The sequence below is a fragment of the Variovorax sp. PDC80 genome, assembly GCF_900115375.1.
Lineage (GTDB): Bacteria > Pseudomonadota > Gammaproteobacteria > Burkholderiales > Burkholderiaceae_C > Variovorax.
In genome coordinates, this window is record NZ_FOWG01000017.1 from 89,100 (window position 1) to 104,875 (window position 15,776).

Annotated in this window: 16 protein-coding genes and 1 riboswitch; of the genes, 5 read left to right on the plus strand and 11 right to left on the minus strand. The window is 71.0% G+C overall.

Annotation, left to right across the window (positions count from 1 at the left end; translation table 11 throughout):
- Window positions 1-7 precede the first annotated feature (7 nt).
- The 10 genes from BM109_RS35620 to BM109_RS35665 all read right to left on the minus strand — a co-directional run bounded on the left by BM109_RS35620 (window position 8) and on the right by BM109_RS35665 (window position 8,268).
- Window positions 8-973 (minus strand): threonine dehydratase, encoded by a 966-nt coding sequence (locus tag BM109_RS35620; RefSeq protein WP_093354105.1) that lies wholly within the window; start codon window positions 971-973, stop codon window positions 8-10.
- A gap of 5 nt (window positions 974-978) precedes the next feature.
- Window positions 979-1,611, minus strand: a complete 633-nt coding sequence (locus tag BM109_RS35625) for a LysE family translocator (protein WP_093353857.1) — start codon at window positions 1,609-1,611, stop codon at window positions 979-981.
- 1 nt (window position 1,612) lies between these two features.
- Window positions 1,613-2,305 (minus strand): VOC family protein, encoded by a 693-nt coding sequence (locus BM109_RS35630; protein ID WP_093353860.1) that lies wholly within the window; start codon window positions 2,303-2,305, stop codon window positions 1,613-1,615.
- 14 nt (window positions 2,306-2,319) lie between these two features.
- Window positions 2,320-3,243: a PhzF family phenazine biosynthesis protein gene (locus BM109_RS35635; RefSeq protein WP_093353862.1), complete on the minus strand. Its 924-nt coding sequence runs from the start codon at window positions 3,241-3,243 to the stop codon at window positions 2,320-2,322.
- 3 nt (window positions 3,244-3,246) lie between these two features.
- A complete protein-coding gene (locus BM109_RS35640; protein ID WP_093353865.1) occupies window positions 3,247-3,888 on the minus strand; it encodes a glutathione S-transferase family protein in 642 nt (213 codons plus the stop codon).
- A 40-nt stretch (window positions 3,889-3,928) separates the two neighbouring features.
- On the minus strand, window positions 3,929-4,762 hold the full coding sequence (locus tag BM109_RS35645) for a PhzF family phenazine biosynthesis protein (RefSeq protein ID WP_093353867.1): 834 nt from the start codon (window positions 4,760-4,762) through the stop codon (window positions 3,929-3,931).
- An 11-nt stretch (window positions 4,763-4,773) separates the two neighbouring features.
- Entirely contained in the window at window positions 4,774-5,412 is a 639-nt protein-coding gene (locus tag BM109_RS35650) for a LysE family translocator (RefSeq protein ID WP_093353870.1), read from the minus strand.
- Between the two features lie 25 nt (window positions 5,413-5,437).
- The gene (locus BM109_RS35655; RefSeq protein WP_093353872.1) at window positions 5,438-6,640 is read right to left on the minus strand and encodes an aminotransferase-like domain-containing protein; all 1,203 of its coding nucleotides are present in this window, start codon (window positions 6,638-6,640) and stop codon (window positions 5,438-5,440) included.
- 76 nt (window positions 6,641-6,716) lie between these two features.
- Window positions 6,717-7,661, minus strand: coding sequence for a DMT family transporter (locus tag BM109_RS35660; RefSeq protein ID WP_093353874.1), 945 nt, complete (start codon window positions 7,659-7,661; stop codon window positions 6,717-6,719).
- A gap of 7 nt (window positions 7,662-7,668) precedes the next feature.
- A complete protein-coding gene (locus BM109_RS35665) occupies window positions 7,669-8,268 on the minus strand; it encodes a LysE family translocator (protein WP_093353875.1) in 600 nt (199 codons plus the stop codon).
- Window positions 8,269-8,368: 100 nt separating this feature from the next.
- Here BM109_RS35665 and BM109_RS35670 point away from each other — a divergent pair, with 100 nt between their 5' ends.
- The 3 genes from BM109_RS35670 to BM109_RS35680 all read left to right on the plus strand — a co-directional run bounded on the left by BM109_RS35670 (window position 8,369) and on the right by BM109_RS35680 (window position 11,986).
- A complete protein-coding gene (locus BM109_RS35670) occupies window positions 8,369-9,811 on the plus strand; it encodes an aminotransferase-like domain-containing protein (protein ID WP_093353878.1) in 1,443 nt (480 codons plus the stop codon).
- A gap of 71 nt (window positions 9,812-9,882) precedes the next feature.
- Entirely contained in the window at window positions 9,883-10,665 is a 783-nt protein-coding gene (locus tag BM109_RS35675) for a PhaM family polyhydroxyalkanoate granule multifunctional regulatory protein (RefSeq protein WP_093353881.1), read from the plus strand.
- 40 nt (window positions 10,666-10,705) lie between these two features.
- Complete coding sequence (locus BM109_RS35680; protein WP_093353884.1) at window positions 10,706-11,986, plus strand: FIST signal transduction protein; 1,281 nt, start codon at window positions 10,706-10,708, stop codon at window positions 11,984-11,986.
- A gap of 22 nt (window positions 11,987-12,008) precedes the next feature.
- Here the strand turns inward: BM109_RS35680 and BM109_RS35685 are convergent, their stop codons facing one another.
- The gene (locus BM109_RS35685; RefSeq protein WP_093353887.1) at window positions 12,009-13,316 is read right to left on the minus strand and encodes a D-amino acid dehydrogenase; all 1,308 of its coding nucleotides are present in this window, start codon (window positions 13,314-13,316) and stop codon (window positions 12,009-12,011) included.
- An 88-nt stretch (window positions 13,317-13,404) separates the two neighbouring features.
- A riboswitch (glycine riboswitch) is annotated at window positions 13,405-13,522 on the minus strand.
- A 251-nt stretch (window positions 13,523-13,773) separates the two neighbouring features.
- Here BM109_RS35685 and rfbB point away from each other — a divergent pair.
- Window positions 13,774-14,844, plus strand: coding sequence for a dTDP-glucose 4,6-dehydratase (rfbB, locus tag BM109_RS35690; protein WP_093353890.1), 1,071 nt, complete (start codon window positions 13,774-13,776; stop codon window positions 14,842-14,844).
- Entirely contained in the window at window positions 14,841-15,731 is an 891-nt protein-coding gene (rfbD, locus tag BM109_RS35695; protein ID WP_093353892.1) for a dTDP-4-dehydrorhamnose reductase, read from the plus strand. Before rfbB ends, rfbD begins: the two co-directional genes overlap by 4 nt.
- Window positions 15,732-15,776: the final 45 nt, after the last annotated feature.

The window sequence follows — 15,776 nt, forward strand, 5'->3', positions numbered from 1 at the left end:
GGGCCGCTCAGGCCTTCGCCAGCACCTCGGCGAACATGCCCGAGTCGACGTTGCCGCCCGTCAGGCTGATGCCCACCGTCTTGCCGCGCCAGCGTTCGCGCTGCTGAAGCGCGCCCGCGAGCGCGGCGGCACCCGCGCCCTCGGCCACGTTGTGGGTGTCGCTGAAGAGGATGCGCATCGCCTCGGCCACCTCCTCGTCGCTGACCGCGATCACGTCGTCGGCCTCGCGCAGCAGCACCTCGAGCGACTCGGGCACGGGCACGCGGCAGGCCATGCCGTCGGCCAGGCGCGTGCTGACCGGCGACTCGACCGGATGGCGCGCGCGGAACGAATCGAGATAGGCGGTGGCATGGGCCGACACCACGCCGACGATCTTCGTGGCGACGCCGCAGTGCGCGCGCGCCGCGGCCGCGCCCGCGAAGCCCGAGCCCAGGCCGATGGGCACGAACAGCACGTCGGGCGGCGCGTGCTTCAGCGCCTCGAAGAACTCGACGTAGGCGGTCGACACGCCGCGCACCAGCTCGCGGTGGAACGAGGGCACGCGGTGCAATCCGTCGCGCTCGGCGAGCACGGCCGCATGCTCGGACGCGGCCTGGAAGTCCTCGCCGTGCTCGACCAGTTCGACGCCCAGCGCGCGCATCGCGGCGTTCTTCTCGACCGAGTTGCCGTGCGGCACCACGATGGTCGCGGCCAGGCCGTGGCGGCGCGCCGCGAAGCCCAGCGACTGGCCGTGGTTGCCGCGCGTGGCGCTGATCACGTGGCGCGCCCCGGGCTGCTCGCGCGCCAGCGTCTCGAAGTAGGTCAGGCCGCCGCGGATCTTGAAGGCGCCGACCGGCGTGTGGTTCTCGTGCTTGGCCCACAGCTTCGCGCCCAGGCGCCGTTCGAGCAGCGGCCAGGCGTACTGCGGCGTGGGCGGCATGGCCGCGTGCACGGTGGCGAGCGCGGCTTCCATTTCTTCGCGGGTGAATCGCATGGTGATCACTTTCTTTCGGTCAATGCGACACGCACCGCCAGCGCGGCCAGCACGCTGCCCATCACGTAGCGCTGCGCGCGCAGCCAGCCTTCGCTCTTCGACAGCACGGCCGTGATGCTCGCGGCGCCGACGATCATGGTCGTGTTGACCACGGCGCTGCTGGCCATCTGCGCGGCGCCGAGCTGCAGGCTCTGCAGCAGCACCGAGCCGCGCTCGGGATGGATGAATTGCGGAAAGAACGAGAGGTAGAACATCGCCACCTTCGGGTTCAGCAGGTTGGTGAGGAAGCCCATGCGGAACAGCTTGCCCGGCGGGTCGGCCGGCAGCGCGCGGGCCTCGAAGGGGGCCGTGCCGCCGGGGCGCACCGCCTGCCACGCGAGCCACAGCAGGTAGGCCGCGCCCGCGAAGCGGATCGCGTCGAAGGCCAGCGGCACCGCGAGCAGCAGCGCCGTGAGCCCGAGCGCGGCGGCGCACAGGTGCACCAGGAAGGCCATCAGCACGCCGCCCAGCGAGATCAGCCCGGCACGGCGGCCCTGGATCAGGGTGCGCGAGACGCAATAGATCATGTTCGGCCCGGGCGTGAGCGCGAGCAGCAGCGAGGCGAGCGCGAACCAGGCGATTTCGGTCAGGGTCAGCATGTCAGAGTCCTCGGGATTCCAGGGTGACGGGGCCGCGCGGCGTGTCGAACACGGCCACGAGGTTCGGCGCGCCGGCCTCGACCTTCAGCGCGCGCAGGCCGATGGCCGAGAGCGCGGCCGACAGCGCCGGCGCGCGCGGATGGGTGGCATGCAGCGAGCGCAGCGCGAGGCCCGAGGCCGGCATGGCGTCGACCGGATGCACCGGGCCCCACTGGATCAGCGTGGGCAGCGCGCCGTAGAACAGCCGCTGGCCGTCGTCGCGCACCGTGATCTGCCATTCGAGCCGGCCGGCCGCGGTGTCGCGCGAGGCCTCGAGCAGGTGGCCGCGGTCGATCTGCGCATGCTCCTCGCGCGCCAGGGCCTGGATGGCGGCGCGCGCATCGGGCACGCGCGCCACGAAGTGGATCAGCCGCGGGCCGTGCTGCGCGAGCCCGGCCTGCAGCTCGGCATCGTCGAGATCGAACCAGCGGCGCGTGTTCGGGCGCGACGGCGCCTGGCCCGGTTCGATCGCGATGATCTCGGCGTAGGCGCGCGGAAAGGCTTCGCTCGCGACGTTCAGCAGTCGGTTGTGCGTGCCCATCAGCGGATGTGCGCCGCCGGGCGCGGGCACGACGCCCAGCGTGGCCTCGCACCACGCCACGCCCTCGGCCAGCGAGGCGGCGGCGATCACGAGGTGGTCGACTTCGGCATGCATCGCGGTGTCTCCGTTCAGAGCGCGACGCTGCCGTCGACGCAGGTCACGGCATCGCCGCCGACCCAGATCCGGCCCTCGGCGTCGCGCTCGATGTGGACGCGGCCCGCGCGGCCCAGGCACTGGCCCTGCGCCGCCAGGTAGCGCGCGGGCATGTGGCCGTCGGCGATCAGCCACTCGGCCAGGCCCGCGTTGAGGCTGCCGGTGACCGGGTCTTCCTGCACGCCGATCGGCTCGGCGAAGGCACGCACCTCGAGGTCGATCTTCGCGCCGTCGTCCAGCGGCACGGCGGGGCGGTTGCCGAAGGCGCGCGCCTCGCGGTTCGAGCGGCCGATCAAGAGCGAGGTGTCGTGCACCGTGGGCACGCCGGCCACGCCGGCCTTCACGCCCAGCTCCTTGAGCGCGCGATGGTCGGGCGAGAGCGCGAGCACCGCGTCGGCATCCTCGAGCAGCAGGCCGAACCAGACCGGGCCGTTGTCGAGCACCTGCGCGGCGATCACCTGCTGCGCCTTCAGGCCCAGCGCGCCGGCCACCTTGGCCAGCAGCGCGGGGCTCGGCGCGCTGCGCTTGAGCGGCGGCGCCGCGAAGGCCAGCCGCGTGCCCTCGCGCCGCAGCGGCACCAGGCCCGCGCCGCACTGCTGCACCACCTGGCCCGGGGCCTTGGGCTTGCCGCCGGCCTGCAGCCAGGCATGGCAACTGCCGATGGTGGGATGGCCCGCGAACGGCAACTCGCCGCCGGGCGTGAAGATGCGCACCCGGTAGTCGGCCGCGGGATCGGTGGGCGGCAGCAGGAAGGTGGTTTCGGACAGGTTGGTCCACTGCGCGAAGCGCAGCATGGCCGCATCGTCGAGCTCGCTGCCATCGATCACCACGGCCAGCGGGTTGCCGAAGTAGGGATGGGCGGTGAAGACGTCGACTTGCTTGAACGGGCGGGTTTTCATTTCTTACTCGAGAGGGAGATCGAGCACGCCGCGCGCGCCCGGACGGATGAGCAGGTCGTTGAACCAGCGCTCGACATTCGGCCAGCCCGGCCGGCGGTATTCGGCGGCCGGCAGGTTGAACCAGCGGTGCGCCTCGCAGCCGATCGGGATGTCGGCCATGGTGAAGCGTTCGCCGGCGATGTAGGGGTGGCGCGCGAGGTGGGCGTCGAGCAGGCCGAACAGGGCCTCGCTCTCGCGCACCGAGGCGTCGATCAGCGCCGGCTGGCGTTCGGCCGGCGGCGTGCGCACCCATTGCACGAAGGCATCGCGGCTCGCGCGGTTGAGCGTGGTCTGCTGCCAGTCCATCCAGCGCTCGGCGTCGAAGCGCGCGGGCAGGTCGGCCGGGTAGAAGGCGCCGTGCGAGTACTTGGCGCAGAGGTAGCGCACGATCACGTTCGATTCCCAGAGCACCACGCGCTCCGCGCCTTCGCCGTCGTCGATGGTGGGCACCATGGCGTTGGGATTCAGTGCCAGGTATTCGTCGGTCTGCACCACGCCGAAGCGGCCGCCGGCCTCGGTGCGCTGGAAGTCCAGCCCGAGTTCCTGTGCGCACCACACCACCTTGCGCACGTTGATCGAGCTGATGCGGCCCCAGATGTTGAGCATGTCGTCGTCTTTCCTTGAAGCTTGGGTGTTCGTGTTCGGGTCAGTCCCGCATGATGCGCGCGGTGCCCGAGACGCGGATCGAGCTGCCGGGCGCGGCCGGGATGTCGGCATGCAGGCGCGACAGCATGCCCATGTCCTCGCCCTGCACCACGTCGATCGCGCCGCCGTGCGGCCAGCCGATATCGCGCAGGTAGCCGGCCAGCGCGGCGGTGGCGGCGCCGGTCGCGGGATCTTCGTAGACGCCGCCCGAGGCGAAGGGATTGCGCGTGTGGAAGCGCTGCGCGCTCTCGGCATGCAGCAGCACGATGGTCGTGAGATCGAAGCGGGCCATCAGCGCGCGGCCGGCCTCGAGCTCGTAGTGCATCGCCGCCAGCGCCGCGCGGCTCTCGAGCGCCAGCACCAGGTGATCGGCGCCCGCATGGGCGACGGCCGGCGGAATGCGCGCATCGAGCGCTGCCGCGTCGAGGCCGAACAGCGCCAGCGCGGCCGACAGCAGGGCCGGCACGGCGGCGGCGCTGCGCGTGGGCGGCGACTGCAGCGCGGCCTCGACGGTGGCGCCGTTGCGGCGGCCCTCGACCGTGATCCGCGCCTGGTTCAGCGTGAGCGGAAACACGCCGTCGCCCTGTTGCAGTGCGAGCGCCGCGCCGAGCGCGATCGTCGCGTGGCCGCAGAACGGCACTTCGGACTGCGGCGCGAAGTAGCGCACGCGCCAGCCGTCGCCGGTGCGCGCGGCGAAGGCGGTTTCGGAGAAGCCCACGTCGGCGGCGATGCGCTGCATCCGGGCCTCGGGCGGCAGGGCCTCGGCGATGACGACGCCGGCGGGATTGCCGCCTTGCTCGCCATCCGAGAAGGCCGCGATCTTCAGGACATTCATGGGGAGCCTCTTCAGCGCGGCACGGGCCGGTCGAGGAACAGCAGGCGCACCGCGAGCGCCAGCATCACGGTGGCGAGCAGGCCGCGCTGGAACTTCTCGGCGCCGGGGCGGCGCTGCAGCCAGCGGCCGACCTGTCCGCTGCAGGCGCCCAGCAGGGTGTTGAAGCCCAGCGCCGCCAGCGACAGCACGATGCCGAGCTGCACCAGCTGCAGCGGCACGCTGCCGCGCGCGGGATCGACGAACTGCGGCAGGAACACCATGAAGAACAGCAGCGCCTTCGGATTGACCAGGTTGTTCAGCAGGGCCATGCGCACGATGCGGCCGAAGCCGGCCGGCCGCGCCTGCGCGCCGAGCCGCAGGCCGCCGCCGCTGCGCAGCGCCTGCACGGCGAGCCACAGCAGGTACAGCGCGCCGGCATAGCGCAGCAGGTCGAAGGACGGCGGCCAGGCCGCCACCAGCGCGGTCACGCCGGTGGCGGCGAACAGCGTGTGCACCAGGTCGGCGGCCGAGATCCCGAGCGCCGCCGCGAAGCCGCCGCGCGGGCCATGGGCCACGCCGTGCGAGAGCACGAACGCCATGTTCGGGCCCGGCGACAGGAACAGCGCCAGCACCGCGAGCAGGAACAGCGAGAGGGTCGCGAGGCCGATCAAGGCAGGCTCCGGTGAATGCGCGCGCTCAGATCTGCGCGGCCGCGAGCTGCTTGTCGCCGGCCAGCGCGAGTTCCTCGCGCACGGTCTGCGCCAGCGCGGCGATCGCGGTGTCGATCTCCTCGACGCTCGCGGTCACGAACGACAGCCGCAGCGTGCGCGCGTCGCCCTCGCCGGCATAGAAGGGCGCGCCGGGCACGAAGGCCACGTTGCGCTCGACTGCCTTGGGCAGCAGGGTCACGGTGTCGATGCCCTCGGGCAGGCGTGCCCACAGGAACATGCCGCCCTTGGGCGCGTTGAACTTCACGTCCAGGCCGGCCATCTCGCGCGTGAGCGCGGCGCTCATCGCATCGCGCTGGCGCTTGTAGAGCGCGCGGATGGTGGGCACGTGGCGCTCGAGGAAGTTGTCCTTCATCACGGCCGACACCATGCGCTGCGTGAAGATCGGCGTGTGCAGGTCGACCGCCTGCTTGGCCTGCAGCAGCTTCGGGTAGATGGACTTGGGCGCCACCAGGAAGCCCAGGCGCAGGCCCGGTGCCAGCACCTTCGAGAACGAGCCCAGGTAGATCACGCCCTCGGGGTTGCGCGCGGCCAGCGGCGGCGGCGGGGCTTCGTCGAACCAGAGCTCGCCGTAGGGGTTGTCCTCGACGATCGGCAGGCCGGCTGCGGCGGCGGCGGCCGACACGGCGGCGCGGCGCTCCTCGGTCATGGTGCGGCCGGTGGGGTTCTGGAAGTTGGGCAGCAGGTAGACGAAGCGCGCGTCCTTGGCCTTGGCGACCAGGTCCTCGACGATCACGCCGTCGTCGTCGCTGGCCACGCCCACGGGGTTGGGTTCCATCGGGCCGAAGGCCTGCAGCGCGCCGAGGTAGGTCGGCGTCTCGACCAGCACCTTGCTGCCCGGATCGATCAGCACCTTGGCGACCAGGTCGAGGCCCTGCTGCGAGCCGGTGGTGATCAGCACCTGCGAGGGATCGACGTTCCAGGGCAGCATGTCGGCCACGGCCTGGCGCAGCGGCGCGAAGCCCTCGCTGGCGGCGTACTGCAGCGCGGCCTGGCCGTCGTTGTGCAGCACCTCGGCGCAGGCGTCGGCGAAGGCCTGGATCGGGAAGGTCTTGGGCGAGGGCAGGCCGCCGGCCAGGCTGATGATGCCGGGGCGCTCGGTGACCTTGAGGATTTCACGCAGCACCGACGGGTTCATCTTGGCGGCGCGGGCGGCGAGTTTCCAGTTCATGGGAGTCTTCTTTCTGACGGTGAGGGGCGATGCGAACGAACGGGGTGCGGATGCGAGGGTAAGACGGCGGGCGCGATCAGTCCACGGCGCCGACCGGCGCGCGCAGGGCTGGGGCGGCGGGCGCCGGCGGCTGCGACAGCCGCTTGCCGACCACCACCGTGGCCACCACCGCGGCCGCGAAGCCCAGCGTGACCACGTCGAGCGGCTCGCCCAGGAGCGGGATGGACACCAGGATCGAGAGGAAGGGCTGCAGCAGCTGCGTCTGGCTCACGCGCAGCGCGCCACCGAGGGCCAGGCCGCGGTACCAGGCGAAGAAGCCGATCCACATCGAGAACATGCCGACGTAGACGAAGCCCAGCCAGGAGGCGGTGGCGATCGGCTGCGTGGGCCACAGCGCGAGCGTGGCCGGCAGGGTGACCGGCAGCGCCATCACGCAGACCCAGCAAATCACGCGCTCGGCGCCGAGCGCGGGCGTGACCTGCGCGCCGTAGATGTAGCCGAAGGAGGCGGCGATCACGGCGCCGACCAGCAGCAGGTCGGCCCATTCGAAACCGAAGCCGTGGCCGTTCTGGCTCGCGCGCACCAGCGAGAACACCACCACCAGCAGGCTGCCCGCGATGGCGCAGAGCCAGAAGCCGAGCCGCGCGCGCTGGTGCAGCACCCAGGCCGCGACCGCGGCCGTGACCAGCGGCAGCAGCGCCGTCACCACCGCCGCATGGCTGGCCGTGACCACGCGCAGCGCATAGGCCAGCAGCAGCGGAAAGCCGATGCAGTTGCCGAGCACCGCGATGCCCAGCGGCCTCCACTGGTGGGGCGCCGGCCGCGGCGAGCGCGTGACCAGCAGGAACACGGCCGACACCAGGCCCGCGAGCGCGGCGCGGCCGAGCGTGACGAACCACGGCGAGAGCTGCGGCTGCGCCTGCGTGCCGGTGGCCAGCCGCGTCATCGGCAGCGTGACCGCGAACAGCGCGACGCCGATCACGCCGAGCCACATGCCGAGGGTTTCGTCCTTGATCTTCATGGCGGCCCTAGACGCGCAGCATCCACCAGGCGGTGAGCACCAGCACGGCGGCCATCGCACGGTTGAACCAGGCGAGGCGCTGGCCCTTCGACAGCCATTCGCGCAGCAGCGCGCCGGCCAGCGCATAGGTGAAGTTGCTCGCGAAGGCGTAGACCAGCATCACGGGCGCGACGATCGCGAAGCGGTGCAGCGGCTCGGCCTGGCCCGCGATCCAGCCGGCCACCAGCGTGAGCGCGAGCAGCCAGGCCTTGATGTTGAGGAACTGCAGCATCACGCCCTGCACGAAGCCGACCGACAGATTGGCATCGTCGGCGCGGCCCAGCGTGGTGCTGGTGGCGAGCTTGAACGCGAGGTACAGCAGGTAGGCGATGCCCAGCGCCTTGATCGCCCAGCGCAGCGCGGGCGCCGCCATCACCAGCGCGCCCAGGCCGGCCGCGCACAGCGCGAGCAGCAGGGTCCAGCCCACCGGCACCGCGACCACGAAGCGCATCGCGCGCGGCAGGCCGCCGTTGGCCGCGAGGGTGGTCGACAGCGTGGTGTTGGGTCCGGGCGAGAAGCTCATCGCCGTGGCCAGCACCAGCAGCGCGGTGAATTCTTGCCAGTTCATGACACACACTCTAAACTTTGGACCATTACAGTTCCAGTACAGATGGCCGTACACACAGTCAATCTGTATCGGCCTTGCGTACAACACAGATCGAACGCCGATGCTGACACGAACCTCGTCCCAGTCGCTGACCGCCCAGTTGGCCGATCGCCTGGCCGAACGCATCCGCAACCGCCTGCTGCTGCCGGGCGCGCGCCTGCCCTCGGTGCGCGAATGCGCGCGCCAGCAGGGCGTGAGTCCCTACACCGTGGTGGCCGCCTACGACCAGTTGCTGGCGCTCGGGCTGGTGGAGGCGCGGCGCCAGCGCGGCTTCTTCGTGCGCGATTCGGGCCGCGATCCGGCGCGCGACCCGGCCCAGCCGTCCGGCGACCCGCTGCAGATCAGCGCGCTGTCGATGGTCACGCAGATGATGGCCTCGCGCACGCCGGCCGACGCCAGCTCGCTGATCCGCAGCATGTTCCACCGCCCGAGCGACAAGCCGCAGCCCGGCATGGGCGTGTTCCCGCCCGACTGGCTCGATTCCTCGTTCATGCCGACGGCGGTGCGGCGCATGACCAGCACCGCGATGCTGCAGGAGCTGTCGCTGCAGTACGGCGAGCCCGCGGGCGACGCGGCGCTGCGGCGCAGCCTGTCGCAGAAGCTGGTGGGCATCAACGTGCCGGCCGCGCCCGACCAGATCGTGACCACCATCGGCGCCACCCATGCGCTGGACATCGTGAGCCGCACCATGCTGCGCGCCGGCGATCCGGTGATGGTCGAGGAGCCCGGCTGGGCGCTCGAGTTCGCGCGGCTCGAGGCGCTGGGCATGCGCATCCTGCCGGTGCCGCGCCGCGCCGACGGGCCCGACCTCGACGTGATGGCGCAGTACTGCGCGCTGCACAGCCCGAAGCTGTTCGTCAGCGTGAGCGTGCTTCACAACCCGACCGGCTACAGCCTGTCGCCCAACAGCGCGCACCGCGTGCTCAAGCTGGCCAACGAGCACGACTTCCACATCGTCGAGGACGACACCTACAGCCACCTCGCGCCCGAGCACGCCACGCGGCTCAGCGCGCTCGACGGGCTGCAACGCACCATCTACGTCAGCGGCTTCGCGAAGATCCTCGCGCCCAACTGGCGCATCGGCTTCCTGGCCGCCTCGCCCGCGCTCAAGGAGCGGCTGCTCGAGACCAAGCTGCTGGCCACCCTGACCTCGCCCGCGCTGTTCGAGCGGGCGCTCTCGTGGTGCATCGACCAGGGCCAGCTGCGCCGCCATGCCGAGCGCGTGCGCATTCGCCTCGAGGGCGCCCGCGCGCGCGCCGCCAAGCTGGTGCTGGCGCACGGCTGCACCTTCGCGTCCGAGCCCGCGGGGCTGTTCGGCTGGGTCGACACCGGCGTCGACACCGACATGCTGACCCAGCGCATGCTCGACCAGGGCTACCTGCTGGCGCCGGGCTCGCTGTTCCATGCGCGCCGGCCGCCCACCACGCTGATGCGCATCAACTTCGCGAGCTCGCAGGACGCGAGCTTCTGGAAGGTCTTCGCCAAGACGCGCGACGAGCTCTGATCCGGGGCGGGGCGGGCCCTGCCTTGGAGTAAGCTGGCAGCACAACGCCCGCCAGACCGGAGACCTGCCGCATGAACAAAGCCAGCCAACCCTTCGATTTCAGCCAGTTCGTACCCGGCTTCGACTTCCTCAAGAACCTCGCGGCCGGCGCGAGCGGCGCCGGTTCCGTGCCCGGCATCCCGAGCCTGGCGAGCTGGGTGGCGCCCACCATGAGCGTGGAGGAGGTCGACAAGCGCATCCAGGAACTCAAGACGGTGCAGTACTGGCTCGAGCAGAACGGCCACGCGCTCAAGGCCACGATCCAGGCGCTCGAGGTGCAGAAGATGACGCTTTCCACCCTGCGCGGCATGAACGTGCGCATGGAGGACCTCGCGGGCGTGTTCACGCGGCAGGCGAATGCGGCGGCCGCTGCGGTCAGCCCGGCGCCGGCCGCCGCGCCGGCCGCGGCACCCGAACCCGAGGTCGAGTTCGAGGACGAAGAGGAACTCGACGAGGAGGAGGACGAAGAGGAAGAGGCTCCGCCGCCGCGCCGCAAGGCCAGGCCGGCCGCCAAGGCCGCCTCGAAGTCCGCCACGGGCGATGCCGCCGGCGGCGCGGTCGACCCGCTCAAGTGGTGGGGCTCGCTGACCGAGCAGTTCCAGCAGATCGCGAGCACCGCGCTGCAGGACGCGGCCCAGCTCAAGATGCCGGCCGTGACCCAGCCGCTGGCCGACGCCGTCGGCAAGGCCATGGGAACCGCGAGCGCCTCGCGCAAGTCCACCCCCCGCAAGGCCTCGACGGCCGCCAAGCGACCGGCGGCGAAGAAGCCGGCCGCGGCGCCCGCGGCCCGCAAGCGAACGGGCGGCCGACGCTGAGCCGCCTTGTCCTGAACATCGAACGAAGCAGGTTGGCACGATGAAGTTGTTTCCCTCCGGTCACGCCACCCATCCGCAATGGCGCATGGCGGCCGGCCTCGTGCTGGCCCAGCTGCGCGCGCAGATGGCGTTGCCCGACTACGCCTCGGCACCCACCCTCGGGCTGCTCTACATCACCGATCACTATGCGGTCGATGCGCAGGAGATCCTCGACCACCTGAGCGCCGAGCTGCCCGAGGTGACCGACTGGGCCGGCACCGTGGGCATCGGCGTGTCGGCCAACAATGCCGAGTACTTCGACGAGCCCGGACTGAGCCTGATGCTCTGCGCGCTGCCGAGCGACCAGTACCGCGTGTTCTCGGGCGTGGCGCCGCTGGCCAGCTCCGAGATGAGCGGCTTCGAGGCCCATACGGCGCTGGTGCATGCCGACCCCGCCACCCCCGACCTGACCGAGCTTATCGGCGAGATGGCCGGGCGCACCGACACCGGCTACCTGTTCGGCGGCCTCTCGTCGGGCCGCGGCGGCGCGCTGCAGTTCGCGGTCGGCGGCAACGGCAACATCCGCGGCCAGGGCGCGGCCGGCGGCGTGTTCTCGGGCGGCCTGTCGGGCGTGGTGTTCGGCGAGGGCGTGCGGCTGGTGTCGCGCGTCACGCAGGGCTGCCAGCCGCTGCGCTCGGGCAGCGCGCGCGAGCGCGAGATCACCGAGGCCGATGGCAACCTGGTGCTGCAGCTCGATGGCGAGCCCGCGCTCGACGTGCTGCTGGCCGACCTGCAGGTCTCGCTCGAGCGGCCGCAGGAAGCCATCGAGGCCGTGCGCGCCACTTTGGTGGGCCTGGTCGATGCCGGCAGCGACGGCATCCGCCGCACCGGCGACCTCGGCGCCGACGTGTTGGTGCGCCACATCATCGGCCTCGACCCCACGCGCCGCGGCATTGCGATCGCCGACGTGGCCGAGGCCGGCATGCGCCTGAGCTTCTGCCGCCGCAACGCCCAGGCCGCGCGCGCCGACCTGATGCGCATCTGCGCCGAGATCCGCGAGGAGCTCGAGCCCGAGGAACAGACCCTGGCCACCGCGCGCGCCGTCGCCGCCGGCGAGGCCGAGGCGGCGCCGCATCCCGCGCGGCGCATCGCCGGCGCCGTCTACGTGAGCTGCTCGGGCCGCGGCGGCCCGCACTTCGGCGCGCCCGGCGCCGAGCTGCAGATCGTGCGCCATGCGCTGGGCGACGTGCCGCTGGTCGGCTTCTTCGCCGCGGGCGAGATCGCGCGGCACCACGTGTATGGCTATACCGGGGTGCTGACGGTGTTCACGGCGGACGACTGAGCGTCCGCCTTGCTTTGGAGGCTCAGCCCAGCGCGGGCTGGGCGATGCCCGCAACGCCCCTGGGCATCCCCGCGAACGCGAAATCCACCTCCGGCGCCAGCCCGCTCACGATGCGCGCGATCGACTTGCCCGAACCGCAGGCATGGGTCCAGCCGAGCGTGCCGTGGCCGGTGTTGAGGTAGAGGTTCGCGAGTTTCGTGCGGCCGATCAGCGGCACGTTGCTCGGCGTGGCCGGGCGCAGGCCGGTCCAGAACTGGGCTTGCGCGGTGTCGCCGGCGCCGGGGAACAACTGCTCGACGCGGCGCACGATGGCTTCGCAGCGCACGCCGTTGAGGTCGCGGTCGTAGCCGTTGAGCTCGGCCGTGCCGGCGATGCGCATGCGGTCGCCCGACTCCGAGGTGTAGCGCGAGAACACCAGCTTGTATTCGTCGTCGGTCAGCGAGACCTGGTAGGCCTTGCTCGCGTCCTTGACCGGCAGCGTGACCGAATAGCCCTTGGCCGGATAGATCGGCAGCCGGATGCCCAACGGTGCCGCCAGCAGCGGGCTCAGCGAACCCATGGCCATCACGAAGGCATCGCCGCGGATGCGCTGGAAGCGGCCCTCGGCATCGGTGACCTCGACGTGATCGATCGCGCCGCCCACCTCGCGCAGCGCGGTGACGGTGTGGCTCATCAGGAACTTCACGCCGGCCTCGGCCGCGAGCCGCGCGAGTTCGCGCGCGAAGCGGTTGGCGTCGCCCGATTCGTCCTCGGCCGTGTAGGTGGCGCCGGCCAGCTGCGGCCGGATGTGGGCCAGCGCGGGCTCGAGCTTCACGGCCTCGTCGGCCGAGATCACCTGGCGCTCGCAGCCCAGCGCGCGCATCTGCTCGGCGGGCGCGAGGGCGCCGTCGAACTCCTTTTGCGTCGTGTAGAAGTGCAGGATGCCCTGCGTGCGCTCGTCGTAGCGGATGCCGGTGTCGCGGCGCAGCTGCTGCAGCGTGTCGCGGCTGTAGGTGCCCAGGCGCACGATCTGCTCGATGTTGTGGCGCGTGCGCGCGGGCGTGCATTCGCGCAGGAACTGCAGGCCCCAGAGCCACTGGCGCATGTCGGCGCGGATGCGGAACAGCAGCGGGGCGTCTTCCTTGCCCAGCCACTGCAGCACCTTGAGCGGCGCGCTGGGATTGGCCCAGGGCTCGGCATGGCTCACCGAGATCTGGCCGCCGTTGGCGAAGCTGGTTTCGGCGGCCGGGGCGGCCTGCCGGTCGATCACGGTCACGTCGTGGCCGAGTTGCTGGAGGTAGTAGGCCGAGGTCACGCCGAGCAGGCCGGCGCCCAATACGATCACGCGCATTTCAAGTACCTTTCGAGGTCGAAGCGCTTGAACGGCGTGAAGGTCGTGCTACTGAATAGATAGCGCGCAACCGGACGGCCGTCCAATTGCCGCTCCCCCTGTCCTCGGTACCTGAGAGTTTCATCCGCTGCACCTCGCAGCGGACTTGCTCCTTCGGCGCAGCACGGCCGCGATGGGCGATGTGCTGGCTCTCCAGACGGCGTTTCAGTGGTTGCAGTACAGGCCCCGCGCGAAGCGTGGAGCCGACCTGAGCGTTTATGGGAGTTTGCGCCTTCGGTGGGGCTGCCTGCGCGATGCATGCGGCCCGCTCTCCTGCAATGGGTGGCGATTGTAGGCGGGCCGCGGGCACCGGCCAACCCCGGGATTCGGCCTTGCAGGCAGATGGGATAATCCGCAGTTGCCGCGCCAGCGCGGCTTTCGACCAAGCGGCACTCCAATTCACAGCACAGAGGACTCCATGATCCTGGTTACCGGCGGCGCCGGCTTCATCGGCGCCAATTTCGTCCTCGACTGGATCGCGCAAGGCGACGAACCGGTCGTGAACCTCGACAAGCTCACCTACGCCGGCAATCTCGAGACCCTGGCTTCGCTCAAGGGCAATCCGCGCCATGTCTTCGTGCAGGGCGACATCGGCGACAGCGCGCTGCTCGACCGCCTGCTGGCCGAGCACAAGCCGCGCGCGGTGGTCAATTTCGCGGCCGAATCGCACGTGGACCGCTCGATCCACGGCCCCGAGGATTTCGTGCAGACCAACGTGCTCGGCACCTTCCGACTGCTCGAGTCGGTGCGTGGTTACTGGAACGCGCTGCCGGCCGACCAGAAGGCGGCCTTCCGCTTCCTGCACGTGTCGACCGACGAGGTCTACGGCTCGCTCTCGAAGACCGACCCGGCCTTCACCGAGGAGAACAAGTACGAGCCCAACAGCCCGTACTCGGCCAGCAAGGCCGCCAGCGACCACCTCGTGCGCGCCTGGCACCACACCTACGGCCTGCCGGTGCTCACCACCAACTGCTCGAACAACTACGGCCCCTTCCATTTCCCCGAGAAGCTGATCCCGCTGATGATCGTCAACGCGCTGGCCGGCAAGCCGCTGCCCGTGTATGGCGACGGCATGCAGGTGCGCGACTGGCTCTACGTCAAGGACCACTGCAGCGCGATCCGCCGCGTGCTCGAAGCGGGCCGGCTCGGCGAGACCTACAACGTGGGCGGCTGGAACGAGAAGCCGAACATCGAGATCGTGAAGACCGTGTGCGCGCTGCTCGACGGGCTGCGTCCGCGCGCCGACGGCAAGGGCTATGCCGAGCAGATCAGCTACGTCACCGACCGCCCCGGCCATGACCGCCGCTATGCCATCGACGCGCGCAAGCTCGAGCGCGAGCTCGGCTGGAAGCCGGCCGAGACCTTCGACACCGGCATCCGCAAGACGGTCGAGTGGTACCTCGCCAACGGCGACTGGGTGCGCAACGTGCAAAGCGGCGCCTACCGCGCCTGGGTCGAGAAGCAGTACGACGCGAAGGCCCCCGCATGAAGCTGCTGCTGCTGGGCAAGGGCGGACAGGTCGGCTGGGAACTGCAGCGCAGCCTCGCACCGCTGGGCGAACTGGTCGCGCTCGATTTCGACAGCACCGACTTCCACGCCGACTTCAGCCGGCCCGAACAGCTGGCCGACACCGTGCGGCAGGTGCGCCCCGACGTGATCGTCAATGCCGCCGCCCATACCGCCGTCGACAAGGCCGAGAGCGAGCCCGAGTTCGCGCGCAAGCTCAACGCCACCTCGCCCGGCGTGGTGGCGCAGGCCGCGCAGGAGATCGGCGCGCTGATGGTCCACTACTCGACCGACTATGTCTTCGACGGCAGCGGCAGCACGCCCTGGAAGGAAGACGATGCGACCGGGCCGCTGAGCGTCTACGGCCGCACCAAGCTCGAAGGCGAGCAACTGGTGGCGCAGCACTGCACGAAGCACCTGATTTTTCGCACCAGCTGGGTCTATGCAGCGCGCGGCGGCAACTTCGCCAAGACCATGCTGCGGCTGGCCAGGGAGCGCGACAAGCTGACCGTCATCGACGACCAGTTCGGCGCACCCACCGGTGCCGAGCTGCTGGCCGACATCACGGCCCATGCCATCCGCGCCACCCTGCAGGACCCGTCCAAGGCCGGGCTGTATCACGCGATCGCGGGCGGCGAAACCTCCTGGCATGGTTATGCGCGCTACGTGCTCGAACTCGCGCAGCAGGCCGGCGTCGAGCTCAAGGCCGGGCCGCAGCAGGTCGAGGCCGTACCCACCAGCGCCTTTCCCACGCCGGCCACCCGGCCGCACAACTCGCGCCTCGACACCTCGAAGCTGCAGGCCGCCTTCGGGCTGGTGCTGCCGCCGTGGCAGAACGGCGTCGCGCGCATGCTGCGCGAGATCCTCTGAGTCCGGCATCCGTGCCGAACACGACATCCGAAGAGAAGAGACACC